Genomic DNA, 20,254 nt, shown 5'->3' with positions numbered 1-20,254 from the left:
TTACAGTATTTTTTCATATAATACAAAATCATGTTATTCAATTCAGAATAACATGATTGTTAATTTAGCTTCCTTTATTACTGCCATTTTGCTGTTTAGCCCCTTTTTTCATCACATCTTCACCCTTTTTCATCATACCTTCGGCTTGTCGGGCTGTCTTTTCGGTACTATTTCTAGCTTCCTGTGAGATAGACAATAGACTTTCTTCAAAAATGGCAAAACTTTTTTGCATATAGTCCAATGCCTTGTGAGCATTCTCTACAAACATGTTCATTTGTTTTTCCATCAGTTCTTCAGGTTTGCGTATTTTTGAAAGATCTTCGGGTTTTAGATAACTAATATTCTGCAAAGTACGAGTATTTAATTCCATCATGGCCTGTAAAGGTCTTTGCATTCGAGTCATTATATTTGTCCAGTTGGTGATGTAATTCTGTTGCATAGTAACCTCCCTTTAGTTGCAGTGCGTTGTCCTTGTAATCAAGCTGGTGTTTGAGTCTTAACTTATAACGTTAAGTATAGTAAATGGCAAGAATTCCTGAAGACTTCGATCAAGAATTTTCTTAAAACCAATAAAAAAGGAATAAATGCTGCAGGCTTAAAGATTTATCAGAGCCAGTAGACATAGACAGTTGGGCAGAGTCAGGGTTTAGATTGGTTAATCAGTCTGTGGATCTTGGGTAAGATTTCCATGAACAACCTGATGAATCTTATTTTCCAATGAACTAATAAACTGAGTGACCTGTAAACGCTGTTGTTCTTGCTGTCTTTGGCAAGTAATTAATTCATGACTGACATTTAAGGCGGCAAGTAATAAAGTATGAAATTCATCAAGTTGTTTAAATTTCTTTTTGTTGTGCAATAAATGTTCATTTAATTTTTCTGCCGCTTGCTGAAGATTTTCTACTTCAGTGTCTGGACATTTAATCTCATAGGATTTATTCATTAATTTAATAGAGCACGATTTTGAAATAGTCATTTTTCCTTAGCCTATACAATGTGACAGTGCTGTCTAAATAGTAACAATTTTGGCTTGCTCGGGCAAATCAGTTATGATTAGACGGATTGATATTTTGCGCTGATGAAACAAAGTGTCAATAGAATTAATTATTTTCTAAAAAAGAGTGTATTATGTTTACTGAAAATAAAGCCTTACATCTCCCAGCGTATCAAATGTTTATTGACACTATTTCTGTACTGGCATTACCTATTTCCGGAAGCGAACTGCATGGAGTGATGTGCGGTTATCTTTGTGCTGGAGCTATAACAGAAGGTGAAGCTTATTTACGTGCATTGACGGTTAAAGCTAAAAAAGATGAAGCAACACGCGCTGCTGCTATGGCAATGTTTGATGTTTTTTTGATTAGTCAACAGCAGCTTACTAATTTCGATTTTGAATTTCAGTTATTGTTACCTGATGATGAAGAGTCTTTGATGACCCGCGCCCAGGCATTCGGTGAGTGGTGTGAAGGATTTACTCAAGGCATCGCGATGGCAGGCGTAAACTATGAACAACTTCAAGAAAAAGAGGCACAAGAAGCTTTACATCATATTCTTGAATTTGCGCAATTGGATTACGAATCGTTGCAAGTCGATGAAGAAGATGAAAAAGCGCTTGTTGAAGTTAGTGAATATACGCGTATGGCAGTACTGAAAATCTATGGCGATTTATTGGAAGATAATCCGCGTGACTCTCGTACAGCCCACTAGTTGCAATGCGCTCACCCAAAAGGAAGTAAAAAATGATTACAAAGCAAGAGTATCAGTCAAGAAGGCAACGATTAGCCGCCCAATTACCACTAGGCGCCTTGGCAATTATTCCTGCTGCTAATGAAGTGTTGCGCAATGGGGATGCCCATTATCGTTTTCGTCAGGATAGTAATTTTTACTATTTAACCGGGTTTAATGAGCCTGAAGCGTTGCTGATTATAGAGGCTGGAGAGAAGGGGGAAAGTTATTTATTTAATCGTGCTTGTAATGTGGCTCAGGAACAATGGACTGGTAGACGTTTGGGGCAACAGCAAGCACCTAAGGTTCTTGGAGTCAGTGAAGCTTATTCAATTGACGAACTGGACGAGCGGTTGCCTGAAATATTAAAAAATAAAACGATTATTTATTATGTGCTTGGTCGTTATCCTGCTTATGAAAAAAAAATCCTTGGTGCCCTGGAGACGGTGAAAAATCAAATTCGGCGTGGACTAAAGGCACCAGAGGGAATTTTTGATTTAGAACCTGTCCTTAGTGAAATGCGGTTGTTTAAAAGCGAGGCAGAAATTCAGTTAATGCGCAAAGCTGCTGCTATTTCTGTTAATGCTCATAAGCGTGCCATGAGGTTTTGTTCTCAAGCTAACTATGAATATGAGTTGGAGGCAGAGCTTCTTCATCAGTTTACTCTGGAAGGCTGTCGAAGTGTTGCTTATGACCCCATTGTTGGTAGTGGGGCTGGTACCTGTATCTTACATTATACTGATAACAATCAACCTTTGCAGGAAGGCGATTTAGTATTAATTGACGCAGGTGGCGAATATCAAAATTATGCGGCAGATATTACCAGAACATTTCCGGTAAGTGGATGCTTTAATGCAGAACAACGTGCTATTTATGAGCTTGTACTTAAAGCACAAAAAGCTGGTGTGGCTGCTGTGAAGCCTGGTGTAGCCTGGAATGAAATTCAGCAACGGATGGTCCATTTATTAACTACAGGTCTTTGTGAACTTGGGATATTGTCTGGCGATGTCAGTAAACTTGTGGCCGCCGAGGCTTACAAACCTTTTTACATGCACAACTCTGGCCACTGGTTGGGTCTCGATGTCCACGATGCTGGCCGTTATAAAATTAATGATGAATGGCGATTGCTGGAGCCCGGCATGGTGTTAACGGTTGAGCCTGGTCTGTATATTATGTCTGGCATGAAGGGCGTTGATAGACGTTGGTGGAATATCGGGGTTCGCATTGAAGATGATATTCTCGTTACTAAAGATGGGCATGAGAATTTAACCGCTGCTTTACCCGTAGAGATAGCAGAAATTGAGGCATTAATGCGTGGTTGATAAACAAGTCGATATACTGATCGTTGGTGGCGGTCTTACTGGTGCAGTTTTACTGCTTGCTCTGGCAGATAAGGGATATTCTGTCTTGCTGGTTGATGCTAACAAGTTCAGTGATAAAATTCATGCAGATTTTGACGCACGCAGTTTGGCTTTGTCTCCTGCGAGTGTACGCATTTTAGACATGCTTAATGTATGGCCCTTATTACAGGCTAATGCAACTGCAATTAATACCATTCATGTTTCTGATCAGCACCATTTTGGCACGACACGTTTGACAGGGAAACCTGATAAGCCCCTGGGGTATGTGGTCGAGATGCAATATATTAATCGAGCGCTTCATCAACTGTTGTCACTCCAAGAAATCTTGGCGCCAGCACAATTACAATTTCTCGATCAGCAAAAAGGGGTGGTAACGGCTAGTACCTCAACAGGCGAATTCAGCATCCAGGCCAAGTTAATTGTGGCGGCAGATGGGACGGATTCTGCTGTACGTCGGCTGTTAAATATTCCCGCCAGACAAAAGGATTATGGGCAACTAGCCATCGTGGCCAATATTGGCCTGGCTCGTGCCCATCATTATTGGGCCTATGAACGTTTCACGGCTTCAGGTCCATTAGCACTACTGCCAATGACTGATAACCGCGCTTCTTTGGTCTGGGCTCTTAAGCCTGAAGAGGCCCAACGTTTATTTCACTTAAATGAAAAAGAATTTCTAACGACTTTACAACGACAATTTGGTTATCGCCTGGGGCGTCTGGTGCGTGTAGGAAAACGTGTCATTTTTCCATTACGTCAAGTGGTAATGACTCAACAAACACCATGGCCTTTTGTCTTTGTGGGGAACGCTGCTCATACCTTACATCCGGTTGCAGGTCAGGGATTTAATTTAGGATTACGGGACGTAGCTGCTCTGGCGCAATGCATCCTTCAATATGGGCTTAATCCGAGTATGCTGCAGCAATATGGGGGAATGCGAAGGCAGGACCAACAGAGCATTATAAATTTAACGGATGGTTTGATTAAAATTTTTACCAGTCGCTTGCCAGGGCTTTCTTTAGCACGCAATGTAGGGCTTGTTGCAGTCGATAATTTGCCTTTTCTAAAGAACCGGTTGGCCTATTATGCTCGCGGTTTCGCTGGCGTTACACCGGATTTGGTGTGTGGTATGGCGCTGGATTCCAAGGAAGCAACATGACAAAAGCATTTGATGTGTTAATTGTTGGTGGAGGTGTTGTTGGTTTGACGGCAGCCTTGGCCATGGCTGAACGCGGCTTTATGGTGGCTGTCATTGATGCAACTCCACTGACGGTGACAACAACCGATTTTGATCCCCGAGTTTATGCTATTAATCTTGCTTCGCAGGACTTATTAACGCAGCTGGGTGTGTGGCAGGTACTGGACAAAAATCGGCTATCCCCCTACAAAAAAATGCATGTTTGGGATGCTGCAAACAAGGCTGTTATCGATTTTGACGCCCGATTAGTTATCGCCAAAGCACTTGGTCATATCGTGGAAGAATCCATCCTGAAGGATGCTTTGTTAAAAAAAGTTAAAGAACAAGCGGCAATAACCCTTTTCCCTGCAAACAAGATAACCAGTATTCAACAAGAAAAGGAAACGATTACGATAGCGAATGAGGCAGAAAGCTGGAAAGGAAGGTTACTTGTAATTGCTGATGGCGCCAACTCCCCTTGCCGACACTTGCTAAGTGTATCGTTGGCGAGTTGGTCTTACCATCAGGAAGCCATTGTTGCTCTGGTAAACACTGAAAAATCACATGAACAGACAGCCTATCAAGTGTTTAATCGGGATGGTCCTCTGGCATTTTTACCGCTTGTTGATAAGCAATGTTGTTCTATTGTGTGGTCAACGACACCGGCTCGTGCAAAGCGATTAATGGCGCTCTCAGAAAAAGAGTTCAATCAAGCGTTAACAGCAGCCTTTGCCGAAAAATTAGGTCAAATAACCCTGCGCGGTAAACGGTACTGCTTTCCTTTAACCATGCGTCATGTCAGACAATACACTGGCAGAAACTGGCTATTAATGGGCGATGCGGCGCACACTATTCATCCTTTAGCAGGCTTGGGGCTTAATGTAGGTTTAGCTGATGTCAGCAGTTGGGCAAAGTGTCTGGACAAAACCAATAATCAGCTAGGTAAAAAAGCGCTAGAGGCTTATCAACGTGAGCGAAAATCGGCAGTATGGCAAATTATTGCTTTAATGGAGGGATTAAAGGCGTTATTTGCCAATCCTTTAACACCTGTTGTAGCGCTTCGCGGATTTGGTTTACAGCTTTGTAATCACTTTGTGCCTTTAAAAAAATTCTTTATCAGACATGCTGCAGGCAAAGCGATAGAGCCCTAAGTAGGAAAAAAGCGGATAGATAAATTTTATTAAATAAGGTATAACCACTGGTGCTAACAATGTTGCTATAACTCAATCAGGATGGAATATGAGCAAAATGAAATTGCAAATAGTCGCTCTTTGTTTTTTTTCTTCTTCTGTTTTAGCAGGAGGTATGGGAGGGGATGATTATTCCGTGTGGCCCCTGGTGGTAACTTTAAGCGGTGGACCAGCATGGATTACTGGCGAAGATGATCAGACGATTACTGTAGAGCCTGATGTAGTAAAAACTTACACAGCAGATAGCGATGATAAAACCTTAGGGATGGCGGAATTATTTATTGGCTGGAATACGGCTTCCAATTCCAGCGTTCAGGGGCAATTGGGTTTGGCTATTGCAGGCAGCTCACAAGCAACTTTGAAAGGTAGTATTTGGGAAGATGCTGATCCAAATTTCGATAATTATAGTTACAGCTATAAAGTACGCCATTTCCACGTGGCGGCCAAGGCAAAGCTGGTAGGCAATTTGGGCTATAGTTTTATGCCTTATCTGAGTGGCAGTTTAGGCTATGGCTACAATCGCGCGACTAACTTCACAATTACACCTAAAATTTTTCAAGAAGTTCCCGCACCAGCATTTACTGATGCCAACACGTCCACGTTTACTTATACGGCGGGTGCCGGAATAGAGTGGGCTTTTGCTGAAAATTGGCGCATTGGCTTAGGCTATGAATTTGCTGATTGGGGGAAGGTTGAGTTCGGTCTGGCTCCAGGTCAAATTCCAGGCTCTAGTTATGGGATTAACCACCTGTATACGCAGCAGTTTCAGTTGAGCTTAAGTTATTTTTGCTAAGGATAATTTATGAAAAGGATTTTCAATCGTTTTCTTTTAGGCGTTGCTTTGCTGTTTTTGGCTGTTGGCGGGCAAGCGGGTACACCACAACCAAAATTTTCTGTCGAAGTAAAGGTTAGAGCGCCGCTGGAGTTAATCAATAGTGGAATTGGCTTTGCGCAATACAGTATCACCAATAATACAACGATAACCAGACGATTAACGCTGGTTCCCATTCCTGGTGTTCAGGTAATGTCAAGTGGTTGTTCATCCGTGTTTACTTTAGCACCTGGCGGTTCTTGTTTATTAAATTTGCGGCTCGTTGGCAGTGCGATGGGTGCCGGTGTGCACGGCGGGCCTATCATTTGTAAAACGAAAGGAAGCACGAATGAGCCTGATCGGTTTTTATGCTCACAGCCACGTTCAGCTGAGCTGCTAAATGTAACCATTATTCCTACACCAAGTGCAATTATTTCGGTAAATCCTGGAATCCTAAGATTTGCGCAAAATGGCTCCGCTTCGGTGACAGTGACAAATAGTGCGGCATCAACAAGGGCTGCTGCAAATGTAATGGCACAGATTCCCTCCACCAGCCCACTTCGTGTGCAAAGCTCTACTTGTCCGGTAAATTTAGCTCCCGGAGTCAGCTGTCAAATTACGTTTACTTCAGCAATACCTACAACCACTACTGTCAGAATTCAAGGTTCAAATACCAATGCGGTGAATGTATCGGTAGTTGTGACGGCATCTTTGATTAGGATCTCACCCACTTCACTTACCTTTGCTGTTAATAGCACAGGCAGTGTTACAGTAACTAATCTTGCCGGATTGCCAGCGCTCAATGTGGCTGCCAGTATTCCTGCTGGTAGCTCAATCACCGTAACTAACTCAACTTGTCCTGCCAGTCTCGCAGTAGGAGCAAATTGCACCATTGAATTTACAGGGACTGTGCAAGAGACAACGCAGGTAGCAATCAGGGGAACAAATACCAATACGGAATTACTTAGCATCACGGTTGCTGCTCAACCTGTGCTGGTAGTGTCTCCTTTGAGGGCAATCATTACAGTGGATGGAACCAGTCCGCAAACCTTGGTAACGGTAACCAATACGTCAACACTATTCACTGCCACGCAAGTTTCGGCAGAGTTACCTGCTGCCTGGGGAGGAAATGTGGTTCAGGACAGTTCTGATTGTGTGACAATTGCCCCTGGTACATCTTGTACCTTGGCTTTTAGTTCAAACTTTTTTGTTGCTCAACCACAAATAGGTATTGCTGTTCGCGGTGATAATACGGCTACGACCACCTTTGGTTTGGCATTTTTTACCGATGGGGGATTAGTTTATGATATTGATGGTGGCGGTAATATCTATATTGTGGCCGAAGAGGATTTAGCGCCTAATATTTGGGGTGCCAGCGTTGCTACAGGAGCAACCAGTGATACTGATGGTGCGACTAATACGACATTAATCGCTGGAGCATCAGCTAACGGTGCCGCAGTTGAGTGTAATAATTTAGTTTTAAATACCTTTAATGATTGGTATTTGCCTGCCATTGAGGAATTAATATTCATCTACACCAACGTGCATTTGTTAGGTTTTGGTGATTTTACCAACACCAATTATTGGAGTTCTACTGAGGACGTTGGAGATCCTATAACCAATGCCCTTCCTTTAAATTTTGCCAATGGTGTAGAGATTTCTACGGCCAAGAATACTACGCTTAATGTGCGTTGTGCTCGTATAACACCTTCAGCATAGTTTGTTTAATCAGGTAGTATCGATGCAGTAAGTCATACTACCTAATATCTTTCATGCCACAGACTTGCAGATTTCTGATAAACTCAGCAAATCTCTTCTGTCTCGACCGAATATATGGTTTAATTTTAAACATGAAGATTTACAAGGTTAGGCTTTGGTGTCAGCGCGAATGAAATGGCGAGTTAATGTTCTCCTCGCTATTGTTTTCACTCAACCCGTATTTTCTGCAACGCTTGTTTCTGCACCGGCAACCTCTCTTTATGCGTTTACTAATGCACCCAAAGAAGAAGCAGACCGCGTTGCGGACGCTGAAGCTCGACTGCAGCAAGCCATTATCAATCCAGAATATTTACTTCATCATTGGGTGGAGTTACCTACAGCCCCTGAGGTACGCCATAAAAAGCCGCAACGATTAACCTTACGAGAAGCCATTCTCCTTGCCTTGCGCTATAACCCCAATATTCAAAATGCAGAATTGGATCGCATTATTCAGCGCTATCAATTACGTCTTGCCCATAATGAGTTTGAACTGCAATATGCGCTTGCAGGCTCAGCAGTCGCACAACGAACGCACTTTAGTGGTGTCGGCAGCACCAACAATAGCAGTGCCTTGGCAACCCCTGAGTTCAGTTTAAAAACTAAAACAGGTGGGCAACTGTCTTTAGACCTGGATAATAATGTGTCGAATTATAACAGTTACACGCCAGTACTTAATTTTTCTTTTACCCAACCGCTTTTACGGGGTTTTGGCAGAGAGGTGAATGAAAGTAATTTACGCAATGCCATTGATAATGAATGGTTAAACAAACTGAACTTACAACAAGCGACAATTGACCAAATCACGCAGGTTATCATCGCCTATCGTGCCTTAATTTTAAGCGGTAATAATCTGGAAAATCAGCGCTTGCAATTAAAAGAGGCACGCAAGACTTACAAAATTAATGAGAAAAAGATTGCAGCAGGTCAATTGGAGCCGACCGGTAATATTCAGCAATCTTACCAAATTGAATCTCTAAAGCTTATGGTAGAGCAGGCTGAGAATGATTTTAAAACGGCAGCGCAGGATCTTCTGCAAACGATAGGTCTTGATCCGCAAATGCGTCTATCGGTTCCCAGTGATGTGGCTTTGGATCAACTAATAATCCCGGACTTAAAAGGATCTATAGAAGTTGCTTTAAATCATAATGCCCAGTATCTTGCACAAAAAATGCTCGTGCGTGCTGATGAAAGAGCTTATAAAGTGGCAAAAAATCAACAATTATGGCAACTCGATGTGGGTGCCAATGTGCAAAGTGGACGAGTTAGCGATGTGGATGGTAACGGTGGTTTGCGGAATATTTATAATGGACATAATTTAACCGAATCGGCACAGGTGACGTTGACTATTCCGATTAATGATATTGGGCGTCGCAATCAATTAATTACGGCAAAAGTGGCTTTGGAAAAAGACCGACTTAATTTGATTGCGGTAAAACGGGCGTTGGAAACTAATGTGACAAATATTGTTAATAATATTAAAAGCTTGGCAAAACGCTATGAGTTGGCGAAAAAGCAGGTTAGATTGGCGGCGCAATCGTATGAATTAGAAAAGAAGAAATTGGCTGCTGGTATTGCCACAGCACTTGACGTCAACAATACCCAAAATCAGTTAATCCAGGCGCAGGCTAACTTAATCAGTGCAAAAATCGCTTATCTTAATCAACTGTCGGCATTGCAACGCTTGTTAGGGACCACGCTTGATTATTGGCAAATTAACCTTAGGTATGGCAAATGAACACAAAATTAATAATGCTAATTAATATCCTCTTGGCTGCTCTTCTTGTTGCTTGTGGTAATAAAGAATCTCCCCCCAAAACTCTGCAAACTTATATAGTCAAGCCTGAGCCTGTCCATAAAACGCTGTTTTTTACCGGGACAATTGCACCACTACACGAAAGCGCAATCACCAGCCCTATGGATGCTGTCGTTGAGACCATGCATTACCACTATGGTCAATTAGTAAAAAAAGGTGATGTAGTAATGACCTTAAACTCCAGTGAATTACAACGGCAATATAATGAAACGCTTACGGATTATTTGAAAGCAAAAGACAATTACACCATTGCCAAAGCTAAATTTACCGGTACTCAAGAATTGTGGGATGCCGGTTTATTGTCAAAAAATAATTATATTAGTGAAAAATCAAGTCTGGCAACAACACAAATGAGTTTAATGCAAGCCAGCCGCAAACTGACGGAGATGCTTGAGAAGATGGATGATGATTCTGCCAAAACGCTGTCCTCGTTAACTATTGCTGAATTTGATAAAGTGAGACAGGCGCTAACGACGAATCATCATTTGATTCGACTTAAAGCGCCGACTGCAGGTGTATTATTGTATCCCCCAAAATCAAGTGAGGATAAATCGGGCAAGTTAAATGTCGGTGCGGCGGTTAAATCCAATCAGGTCATTGCACTTGTTGGCGATTTGACGGGCGTAAGTGTTGAAATCGATATTCCTGAAGTTGATATAGATAAAATCCATACGGGCATGTCTGCTGCCATTACTGGAGTCGCCCTGGGGAAACAAGTGCTCAAAGGCGAAATAGTAGCCGTTAATGCCCAGGCGACTAATAGTGGCAATGGGGCACTACCCTCTTTTAACGCCGTGGTTGAGGTTAAAAATTTAACCGAAGCTCAGCGTAGCTGGATTAAAGTAGGCATGAGTGCGTCTATTGCCATTGATATTGATTCGCAAAACCAATTGCTCGTGCCGATTGCGGCGGTAAAGCAAGAGAAGGGAAATAGCATTGTTAAAGTAAAAATGAATAATGGCTCCATCAGTACTCGCGTTGTTTCCACGGGTGCTGCCATGGCCGATAAAGTTATTATTGCTTCAGGCTTAAAGCCAGGGGATGTCGTAGCTTATGACTAACTCTCCACTCATTCGTCTGCAAAATATCACTAAAACTTACCAGGTGGGAGGCGTGCCTTCCAGGGTTTTAAAAAAGTTTCGTTAGAGGTTAAGGACGGTGAATTGCTGGCGATTGTTGGTGCTTCGGGCTCCGGTAAATCAACATTGATGAACATTGTGGGCTTGCTTGATAAAGCAGATAGCGGTACTTATTTTTTGCATGAGCGTAATATTGCTGAGCTGGGTGAAGATGAACTGGCTCAGCTTCGCAATGAAAACATCGGTTTTGTATTTCAGCAGTTTAATTTATTGCCCCGTTTTAACGCCGAACAAAATGTAGCTTTACCCTTAACTTATCGTGCTATGCAGCCTGTAGCTATTAAAGAGCGGGTAAGAGATGCTTTAGAACGCGTTGGCATGGCAGATTTTGCCAGTCATCGTCCCACCCAATTGTCTGGTGGACAGCAGCAACGTGTGGCTATCGCTCGTGCTTTGGTGGGAGACCCACAAATTATCCTGGCAGATGAACCCACTGGGGCTTTGGATTCTCGCACGGGCACTGAAGTGATGAATTTATTTTTAAATTTACATCATGAAGGGCGCACCATTATTATGATTACCCATGATGAGCAAATCGCAGCACAATGCAGGCGGCAAATTACTCTGGCTGACGGTGAAATCATTGCGGAGAAATCGCAATGAAGCTGTTTCGTCATTTTCAACAGGCTTTGATAAACCTTACGGCTGCCAAGCTTCGTTCTTTACTTGCGGTGTTGGGAATTCTTGTGGGAACCGCAGCTGTCGTTGCTTTAATTAGTTGCGGTCAGTTGGCGACAGAAAAAGCACTGGAAGAATTTAAAGCCTTAGGGACTGATTTATTAGCCGTTTCTATTTTTCAACAAACGCCTGGAAAAACAAGCGGTGGTGAAGAGCAATTACCGCTTGATTTCTGGCGAACTATCCCTGAACGCATTCCGGCAGTAAAACAAATAGCACCCTACACCACGACTTATCAACCTATGAGTTTCGAAGGAAAGACTTTGCAAGGAGCAGTTATTGGTGCCGATGAATCGCTGGCAAAGATTATTCATGTGGAATTGGAACGAGGACATTTCGTTTCCTTCGTTGAATCGTTTGAGCATTTTTGTGTAATCGGCGCAGGTCTTGCGCGTCAATTTCAAGAAATAAGTCTGGATGATCCTGTTGGCAAGCAATTACGTATCGGCCAGACTTTGTACACCATTATAGGGGTGGCAAAACCTTGGAAAGAAAATGCTTTTTTTAATGAAGATATTAATCAAGCAGTCATTATTCCCATTGCAGGAGTCTCTTTGGTCAGCAAGGACAGTAAAATTAATAATGTGGTCTTGCAACTTGAGGAAGATAGTGCGATTGATGACATCATTGAGCAAGTTAAGCAACTTGTTCATGCACAAACGCCTAAGCTTAGCTTATTTTCACGCAGCGCCAAACAAATTATTGCGAGCATGGAAAGTCAAGGACGTATTTTTACCTTGTTACTTGCCGTTATTGGTGGCATTTCCTTATTGGTAGGTGGGATTGGTGTAATGAATGTCATGTTAGTATCCGTGAGCGAAAGAAGAAAAGAAATAGGTATTCGTAAAGCAGTAGGAGCAAGAAATGGGGAAATTCAACGCCTTTTTCTGGTTGAGTCAGTTTTGCTGTCTTTCTTTGGTGGTCTATTGGGTGTGCTTCTTGGATTGGTTTTTACCTGGATAGTGGCCTATTTTAGTCATTGGCCCTTCACCTTCTTGTGGATGCCACCGCTTGCAGGGTTTGCCGTTTCCGTGGCAACAGGTATTTTTTTTGGATTCTATCCTGCAAGACGAGCGGCAAAATTGGAGCCGATTATTTCTTTGCGAAGTGAGTAATTAGTTAAAGACTCCAGGCGCATTATTATCATCGCTCTCATAGTCTAAAGTGCTTTCAAACTGGGCTGCTTCTTCACGTTGATGAAGAATTTCAGCAATAAAAGGAGCGAGCTGTTTTTCGGTTTTTATTTCCCAATAGGCAAGAATTTCTTTAAAGGAACTTTCTGTCAATACATCGAGTGTCTTTGATTGCAATGCTTTATACTCAATAAAACCCAAAAGATCAGTAAGTGCTGCTATGGTGTCTTTTAAAGAAGATTCACTCGTGTTAACACTGTCTGCAGTAGGAGCAAATATCGATAAATGTACCAAGGAACCAGGTTGACTGGGACTGCTTACTTGCTTGGTAAGGTCTGCCAAATGAGCATTAACCATCGCCCTTAGACTATAAAGAGCATCAGGCGCCTTTTCGTGAATAAAGGGTTTTAAAGTAGGACTGGCCGCATTAGCGTGATAGCGGTGAAATTCCGCTTTACAGGCTGCTAGATTATAAAAGGGTTCTTTATCGTCATAGTAATGTTTCTCATGACAAGGAGGCAAATTAGCTTCTATTGCATCAAGTAAGTCATTTTTTCCATAGCGTGCAAGGGCTATAAGATGAGTTTTATAATTATCCAGTCTTGGAGTTCCTATGATTATGGGATATTCGCAGTCTTTCAAGTAAACTTTCATTAGCTGATGATGGGTACCCGTTACCACTTCTTCCTTAGTAATATCTTCTTTTGTTTTTCCCAGGAGTGGTAGTATATAAGTTAAAACATAGTCAGGTTGTGAATGAAAGGTTGCTACGGCAAATAGCGATTCATTATTATGAAAAAAATGTCCTTTTAAGCCTTCTTTGGTATTTGTCTCAGGTTCATAGGACGAAGGATTTTGGGCGGTATGATGTAGAGTAATTGTCTCATCAAAATCAAAAACGTGTAAAGTTCGCATAATATTTCCTAAAATAACGGTTAATGAGGAACATCATTGTCAGGAATTTTTATTATTGTTCAATTTGACTATGATAAAGACAAAAAACAAAATGTCAAATCATTGTTCAAATAGTACATATACAGTATTATTATAAGGGGAAGAGCAATGGAATAGGGAAGTAAATTATTGCCTGTGACACTAAAATAGCCTGATAACCGGAAGTACTCGTCTTACCACACCTAAAAATTGCATGAGATAAATAACGAGCATCACTATTAACAAGCAATTAAGCCCTAGGTTAATCAGTGGACTCATGATAAATAAGTTCAAAAACCACAGTAAAAATCCGCAAATAGCAGCCATAAATAAGTGATTTAGCTTGTCCATAGAATTAGCTTAAAAATTTCGGTCGATGTTTTTTTGCGGAAATTCAGCTAATCTATGTTGAATGTCCGACAAATGAAAGAAAAATGACTCAAAAAATTAAATGTCTCTCAAAAGAGATCTGTCATAAAGGTTTTTTGAATGTTACCAAATATAATTTTGAAATTCCAAGTCTAGATACAGCAAAAGAAGCAATTAAGATGCAGAATCGTGAGCTGATATCTGGTGCAGACTCGATTCTTGTGCTTCTTTATGTACCTGCTGCAGATAGCTTTCTGTTGTGTCAGGAGTTTCGTCTCGGAGTATATTTAAACCCGGATAAAGATAATCCTTTCATTCTGGAATGTGTTTCAGGCATTATCGATAAAAATAGTAATCCCGAAGAAACAGCAAAGAAAGAAATTCATGAGGAGACAGGACTTACGATTAATAATCTGATTAAGATTGCAGCAGCCTACAAAAGCCCGGGTATTATGACTGAGAAATGTCATCTTTACTACGCTGAGGTGGTTGAAATACCGCAAACTGGAATCTATGGACTGGAGGGTGAGGAAATTAAAACTACAATGATGAAGCGCAATAAAGTCTATGAGCTCATGGATGAAATGAAAATAGTGGATAGCGCAACACTAATTGCGTTAACCTGGTTTCGTGCGAGGCCATGTGATCATCAAAATTCGCTTGCTAAAAATGTAGAATAAATGTACTGTCTAGTTTATTCAAAGCCATTGTTTGCAATTTTTGGTTTCTTATTTAACATCCTTTTTTTGTATTAAAAGAAATATGACTGATCAGGTTACAGATTTACTTGCTAAAGCAAAAACTCTCATTCAAAAAAATTTTACCATGGTGCTTGAGCCTTCGACTATTAAAGACTATGTTATTGCCATGGAACTCGCCCAGGAAGTGGAAATACTAAGCGACTTTTTGACAAAAGACAGGCAAAATTTTTCCACCAATTTTAAAGCGCAATCTGGTAAGCGAGCGGCTCGTAATGCAGGATCGAGTTTAAGTTTAGTTGCAGATCCTGGCGGATTTTGCAATCAACTCTACTGGAATATCACGCAAGTACTCTTTGGAGAGAGTCAAACCCTTGGAAAGATGCTTTCCATTCTTCAACCAGAAATCACGACATTTATTGAGCTTGAATTTTATTTTGAAAACGCCGTAAAGAAGCCAAAAATGCAAGATATAAGGATGCGGTTATGCCAGCATCCGCTTCCTGAGCTAACAACAATCGGTAATGTTAGTGAATTAACCCATTTTGTGGTTTATAAGTCATGTCTTTTCGATGTGAGGCAAATAGCCAATTTAAGTTTTTCCCTGCATCAGATGTTTTATCAAACCCTAAAAAAAAGCTACCCAGAGATGGTTACTGATCTTTATCGCCACAATAATGCCTTAACTACTTTGCACCAACAACTGCAGTTGCTGGACAGAGCAGGAAAAACGCCAAGAGAAGCTATTTCTACCTTGGTGAAGAATTTTGTTTCGGGCGGCGAAATGATTACGGGAGCAACCTATGCAACAGCAGCAGCTAATCAGGCATTTTATAAAGATTTTTTGGGTTATATGGAAGCACTTCCTGCCATTTTTAAATCCACCTTGCTTGCCGCAGCAACACCCTATGGGAAAACACTGGCGGATATCGTGGATGATTTATATGCGGGAGAATGTGTGGAATTAACCTCAGAGTATTTGGAGGATATCTTAAAAAATCCTGCTAATACGGAAATATTAGATAGTTACCCCTATCTCTCATCTGAAGAAAGAAAAGCTTTAGAGAAACAATCCACTAACACCAGTTTGATGACGATGCGAAATGATGAATCAAATGGAAGCTTACCCGATTATTATCTGAGTCAAATTTTGGGGGGTATAGAAATTGATACTGTGGGCGATTGGATAACGATGTTATTAACCTGCTCCCCCACTCTCTATGTAACGCTGTTGCAAGAAGTACAGTTTTCCAATTTTCCCCCACTGGAATTAGCCATTGCACTACAGAATCTACTCGATGACGAACAACATAGGGCCTTAGAGAACGCTCTTTTTATAAACAGGAAAAGGCTGGGGTTGGAAAACGTATTTAATGTTGGAGTGTATTTAACCTACCAAAATATGCTGCGACAACTATTAAAAAGCATTGAAGCTAATCAACGCTTGGTAGTTCTCACCCAATTTAAAATCAAAGAAGAAAATATTTTAAAATCCCTACTTGAATTCCCTGACTCGCTAGAAGTTGTAATACAGGAGCTGCCTGCTAATGATTATATTAAGCTGTGTACAGAAGTAGATTACAGGGGAACTCCTTTATTACAAGCTGCATGGCCTTACACTCAGTCAATGCTAATTCTTATAAATTACTTATCCAAAGAGCATGCTTTCAAGGTGATTATGCAAAAAGATCTGTATGGTAATACTGCTCTTCATCAGGCAGCTGTTGATGAACAAGTTTTACCCAGACTTTTAGAGGCTATTCCTGAGTCAAAACGTTTGCAAGCCATTAGAGAAAGAAATCAACGGGGGCAGACTCTTTTATCTCTGGTGAAAGATGATCCAGAACAAATAAAAGTTATTTTGCAAGCACTACCTGACGAAAACAAGATCAGGCAAAAAATAGAATTATATTTTATTATTGCGACGCTCATCAGTAACATTGAAAAGGGTGCCAATCGAAGAACCTCAGGTTTAGGTTCTCAGAAAATAACAAGGTTTTATCAGGTACAGGATCAATTGCTTCAAGAAGAAACAAAAGATAAAGAACTGCCTGAATTTATGCAGGATGTTTTGGCTATTTGCCACATGAAGCGTAATCCCATCCACTTCTGGGCTCTGCCTGCAAGCGTTACCGAATTTTTAGAGATGGCCAAGAATAAAAGTTTGCCACTTCCTGAGACTGCACAACTAGCAACTAAGAGGTGCTTTTAGAGGAGGTTTTCTTAGCGTGACCCACGTTTACTCCAGCAAGCACACCTAAGGCAAAGGCCATAATTAATAATCCAATTAAGGGAATGATGACATCAATACTCTTAAAAAGGTCAATTCGATGAATTTGTTTCATTTTGGAAATATCATTCATGCCATAGATACAAAGTTCACCAGTTGGAAGTGAGCAAAAACGGTCTTGTGGGCAGCCGCGTAAAATGACTTGTTTATTACCGCTACCACATGGGATGTTTGCTCCTTTTAGTACCTTTATGACGGTTTGGGGATATTTGGTAATAATCTCAGGCATAGAGTCCCTCTATTACATTATTGAATTATTAATCATAAGATGAGGACCCCATGCAGGGCAATCCTTCTGTATTTCTCTCAGATTTGAATTTTCATTTTCTTTGGCTACTAGACTTCTCAGAAGGTAAAAGTAACTATACTAATTTCCTGCGCGTTCTGCTTCCAGTAATTGGCTTATTCTTAAATTACCTTCGCTTTTGGGTCTTATTTTTGTAACACAACAGTTAAAAATTGTAATCACACCGGTAATTGTGTTATATTTGATCGACATTTACAACAATTGCCTACCATGTGTTTTTTTAAAGCTAAAGCTCCTGACCGCGATTTTGCAGCATTATATGTTCTTTTGAAGACAAAACCGGATTTGCAAGCATGGTGGCAAAAAGTTCGCGATAAAAATACCGTTGGCTTTTTATACTCCCATCAAACTAAACAATTGGACGCGAGTATAGCCAAATTATCCAAGCTGATTGAAGATTATCAGGCTGAACGCACTGAATATCGACGCAAAGCTTTGCATAAACTTTATCTGCAAGCCTGTAATTGGAAGCATATGCACGCTATAAAGCAACAGGAAAGTCAGCGTGCGATACAAGTGGAAGTTCTTACTACTTGGCTTGAAAGCCAGCTTGGTAACGATATAAGAGTCACTCTACCATCAAAGACCAAAAATCCCTATGGAGGAATTGAAATCTCCGATCAGCACTTGTATCGTTGGTGGAAAAATATGAGTAATCTGGGATGGCTTTCAAGACGCTCTGCTGCAACCAAAGAACTAGATAGTGCTATTAAATGGTTTTCTAACAGCATTGTCCTGGACAGACGTAAAGGTCTTGAGGAATTAATGATAGCCATTGAAGTCTGGAAAGATGAGCGTCAGGAAGTTAGTCGTCGTTTGCCCATGGTAGAGGCGTTACAACAATATATTGCCCAGCAGATAGAAGAGCTACAGTTGGAAGAGCAGTATGATGAAATAAAGCCATCTTCTTTCCTACTCCTGCGCGAGATGGCATTCATGGCTTTTTGCTATGTTCAGGAGCTATTTGAGGCATTTGATGGTATATTTGAAATGTCATCTCTGCTGATAAGTTAAGTGATAAATTCAGGTGTCTTTGTGTTAATTTCAGGAAAAAGAACTTATTTAACGTTAGCTCACATTGCCATCATTGCTTTATCCAATACACTGGTTCAATATCCTTTCGCCCTGGTGGGATTTAAGACAACCTGGGGAGCATTTAGCTATCCTTTGATTTTTATTTTGACTGATTTAACGACTCGGCTATTGGGGCAAAAGATGGCCAGAAAAATTGTTTATTATGCAATGGTACCTGGGCTTGTTTGTTCCTATTTGATCGCGAATATTGATGCACAAAATCCTTTGTTGTCCTATAATCCGATGGTTCTACGCATTGCTTTTGCAAGTTTTCTAGCTTATGTGCTGGGTCAATTACTAGATATAGCAGTTTTTCAAAAATTCAGAGTGCAACCAAAATGGTGGGTGGCACCAAGCATCGCTAACATTTTTGGTAATTTTTTTGATACTTATTGCTTCTTTTATGTCGCTTTTTTCCACAGCACAAATAGTTTTCTAAGCACACACTGGGTGGAGATTGCTACGGTCGATTTAGTTTTTAAATTATTAATAAGTATGGTTTCTTTTTTACCTTTGTACGGCTTTATTTTAAAGTTACTCTTGCAAAATAACACGATAAAGGGAATAACCGTTTCACATTAGTTTTGTAGCCATCCCTAGAAAGTAGCAGGATGCTATCGAAATACTATAAGTTAAAGGAGAGAGGGATGAAGATAAACTTTTTTGGAACAACATCGACTGAGTCTTTTAAAACCCTTAAGCTTCCTGAACGAATTTGCATTCACATCTTAAGTTTCATTGAACCAAATAATCTGGATCGATTGATGTTAGTTAGCCAAACCTGGAAGGAATTGATTAAGAAAACAAAAAGTCACATGGCACTCATGCCTTCTATTAAACGTATCCCGCTTCTGGAGCCTTATGATCTTGGGCAATTAGGAATTTATCCCTTATCAGGAGGCATGACTAATTGTACTTTTAAAATACGATTGCGTAAAAAAAATCGTTGGGTATTGCGGGTTCCTGGTGAGGGTTCAACTGTTTTTGTCGATAGAAAAATAGAGGCGAACAATGCTAGACAAGCAGCAAACTTGCACATTAATGTGGCAATAGATTTTTTTGATCCTCATGATGGTTTACAGTTAACCCGCTATCTTAATAATAATCGCACGCTTGAAGAAGAATTAAAAACAAATCCATTAATATTAAAAGCAGTGGCTGCCGTATTAAAAAGTTTGCACAATTCAACGCCATTCCCGAATGAAGTGAATCTATTTAGGCGCAATAAGGAATTAATGGCGGTATTAAAAAATAAACACGCTAAGTTGCTGCCGATGGATGTTGAATCAGTCGAAACCGTGATGGAGCAAATTCAAACGCTCACCAATAACTATACTATTCCTCTCTCTCCTTGTCATAATGATGTCACTGCCTCCAATTTCTTAGTGTCTGAAAATCCAGAGACACAGGAAAAGTGGGTAAAATTACTCGACTTCGAACTTTCTGCTAACAATGATCGTGCCTGTGATATTGCTTATCTCTTTTGGGATGCAGATTTATCGCCTCAACATACTGAGCTGTTTGTCGAGAGCTATTTCGGACAGTGTAATGAAACCGTTCTTTCTTGGTTATATTTATACAAGCCGGTGATTGGCTGGTGGTATACCATTTGGTCCTGGACCCAAATAGCCAACAATGCCAATGCCTGTGCTCCAGAAGCTTACATGGAGTTGGCAACCCGCAGTTATGAGAAAACAAAAAATTATCTTAAAACTGAAGAATTCAAGACAGCCTTCAACTTTATTGAAAGTGAAACGCAAAGCGCTTCATTCACAGGACTTCGACATTTTTAATCTCTGCA

18 protein-coding genes and 1 pseudogene are annotated in these 20,254 nt (G+C 40.8%); 15 read left to right on the top strand and 4 right to left on the bottom strand.

All coding sequences use genetic code 11. The features are described 5' to 3' along the window. Positions 1-64: 64 nt before the first annotated feature. On the bottom strand, positions 65-439 hold the full coding sequence (locus tag clem_RS14370; RefSeq protein WP_332460229.1) for a phasin family protein: 375 nt from the start codon (positions 437-439) through the stop codon (positions 65-67). 216 nt (positions 440-655) lie between these two features. Further along, positions 656-976, bottom strand: coding sequence for a cell division protein ZapA (locus clem_RS14365; protein ID WP_094092176.1), 321 nt, complete (start codon positions 974-976; stop codon positions 656-658). Between the two features lie 152 nt (positions 977-1,128). Between clem_RS14365 and clem_RS14360 the strand changes: the two genes are divergently transcribed. The 10 genes and pseudogenes from clem_RS14360 to clem_RS14315 all read left to right on the top strand — a co-directional run bounded on the left by clem_RS14360 (position 1,129) and on the right by clem_RS14315 (position 12,764). After that, a complete protein-coding gene (locus clem_RS14360) occupies positions 1,129-1,707 on the top strand; it encodes a UPF0149 family protein (RefSeq protein ID WP_094092175.1) in 579 nt (192 codons plus the stop codon). Between the two features lie 32 nt (positions 1,708-1,739). Continuing rightward, positions 1,740-3,047, top strand: a complete 1,308-nt coding sequence (gene pepP, locus clem_RS14355) for a Xaa-Pro aminopeptidase (protein ID WP_094092174.1) — start codon at positions 1,740-1,742, stop codon at positions 3,045-3,047. After that, the gene (ubiH, locus tag clem_RS14350) at positions 3,040-4,242 is read left to right on the top strand and encodes a 2-octaprenyl-6-methoxyphenyl hydroxylase (protein ID WP_094092173.1); all 1,203 of its coding nucleotides are present in this window, start codon (positions 3,040-3,042) and stop codon (positions 4,240-4,242) included. Before pepP ends, ubiH begins: the two co-directional genes overlap by 8 nt. Continuing rightward, entirely contained in the window at positions 4,239-5,411 is a 1,173-nt protein-coding gene (locus tag clem_RS14345; protein WP_094092172.1) for an FAD-dependent oxidoreductase, read from the top strand. The genes ubiH and clem_RS14345 overlap by 4 nt, the downstream gene beginning before the upstream one ends. 88 nt (positions 5,412-5,499) lie before the next feature. Beyond that, on the top strand, positions 5,500-6,243 hold the full coding sequence (locus tag clem_RS14340) for an outer membrane protein (protein WP_094092171.1): 744 nt from the start codon (positions 5,500-5,502) through the stop codon (positions 6,241-6,243). Between the two features lie 9 nt (positions 6,244-6,252). Further along, positions 6,253-7,980 carry an Lcl C-terminal domain-containing protein gene (locus clem_RS14335; protein ID WP_094092170.1) on the top strand — a complete coding sequence of 576 codons (1,728 nt, stop codon included), beginning with the start codon at positions 6,253-6,255 and terminating at the stop codon, positions 7,978-7,980. A 169-nt stretch (positions 7,981-8,149) separates the two neighbouring features. Beyond that, positions 8,150-9,754: a TolC family protein gene (locus tag clem_RS14330; protein ID WP_094092169.1), complete on the top strand. Its 1,605-nt coding sequence runs from the start codon at positions 8,150-8,152 to the stop codon at positions 9,752-9,754. Then, on the top strand, positions 9,751-10,893 hold the full coding sequence (locus clem_RS14325) for an efflux RND transporter periplasmic adaptor subunit (RefSeq protein WP_094092168.1): 1,143 nt from the start codon (positions 9,751-9,753) through the stop codon (positions 10,891-10,893). Before clem_RS14330 ends, clem_RS14325 begins: the two co-directional genes overlap by 4 nt. Beyond that, a pseudogene (locus tag clem_RS14320) lies at positions 10,886-11,574 on the top strand (ABC transporter ATP-binding protein). Before clem_RS14325 ends, clem_RS14320 begins: the two are co-directional and overlap by 8 nt. Next, positions 11,571-12,764 carry an ABC transporter permease gene (locus clem_RS14315; protein WP_094092167.1) on the top strand — a complete coding sequence of 398 codons (1,194 nt, stop codon included), beginning with the start codon at positions 11,571-11,573 and terminating at the stop codon, positions 12,762-12,764. The pseudogene clem_RS14320 and the gene clem_RS14315 overlap by 4 nt, the downstream one beginning before the upstream one ends. Here the strand turns inward: clem_RS14315 and clem_RS14310 are convergent, their stop codons facing one another. Beyond that, positions 12,765-13,697 carry a hypothetical protein gene (locus clem_RS14310; protein WP_094092166.1) on the bottom strand — a complete coding sequence of 311 codons (933 nt, stop codon included), beginning with the start codon at positions 13,695-13,697 and terminating at the stop codon, positions 12,765-12,767. 452 nt (positions 13,698-14,149) lie between these two features. On the opposite strand from clem_RS14310, the gene clem_RS14305 reads away from it, so the two are divergent. Then, the gene (locus clem_RS14305; RefSeq protein ID WP_094092165.1) at positions 14,150-14,764 is read left to right on the top strand and encodes an NUDIX domain-containing protein; all 615 of its coding nucleotides are present in this window, start codon (positions 14,150-14,152) and stop codon (positions 14,762-14,764) included. 82 nt (positions 14,765-14,846) lie between these two features. Further along, positions 14,847-16,994 carry a hypothetical protein gene (locus clem_RS14300; RefSeq protein WP_094092164.1) on the top strand — a complete coding sequence of 716 codons (2,148 nt, stop codon included), beginning with the start codon at positions 14,847-14,849 and terminating at the stop codon, positions 16,992-16,994. Here clem_RS14300 and clem_RS14295 read toward each other — a convergent pair. Then, on the bottom strand, positions 16,978-17,301 hold the full coding sequence (locus tag clem_RS14295) for a hypothetical protein (RefSeq protein WP_094092163.1): 324 nt from the start codon (positions 17,299-17,301) through the stop codon (positions 16,978-16,980). The two genes, clem_RS14300 and clem_RS14295, sit on opposite strands and share 17 nt — an antisense overlap. 288 nt (positions 17,302-17,589) lie before the next feature. On the opposite strand from clem_RS14295, the gene clem_RS14290 reads away from it, so the two are divergent. From clem_RS14290 to clem_RS14280, 3 genes are all read left to right on the top strand, one after another. Next, complete coding sequence (locus clem_RS14290; protein WP_094092162.1) at positions 17,590-18,393, top strand: hypothetical protein; 804 nt, start codon at positions 17,590-17,592, stop codon at positions 18,391-18,393. 21 nt (positions 18,394-18,414) lie between these two features. After that, positions 18,415-19,035, top strand: coding sequence for a 7-cyano-7-deazaguanine/7-aminomethyl-7-deazaguanine transporter (locus clem_RS14285; RefSeq protein WP_198333139.1), 621 nt, complete (start codon positions 18,415-18,417; stop codon positions 19,033-19,035). A 65-nt stretch (positions 19,036-19,100) separates the two neighbouring features. Further along, a complete protein-coding gene (locus clem_RS14280) occupies positions 19,101-20,246 on the top strand; it encodes a phosphotransferase (RefSeq protein WP_198333138.1) in 1,146 nt (381 codons plus the stop codon). Positions 20,247-20,254 lie beyond the last annotated feature (8 nt).

Origin of the sequence: Legionella clemsonensis (assembly GCF_002240035.1) — a bacterium.
Classification (GTDB): Bacteria; Pseudomonadota; Gammaproteobacteria; order Legionellales; family Legionellaceae; genus Tatlockia; species Tatlockia clemsonensis.
This window is presented reverse-complemented; position numbering and strand designations above follow the sequence as displayed.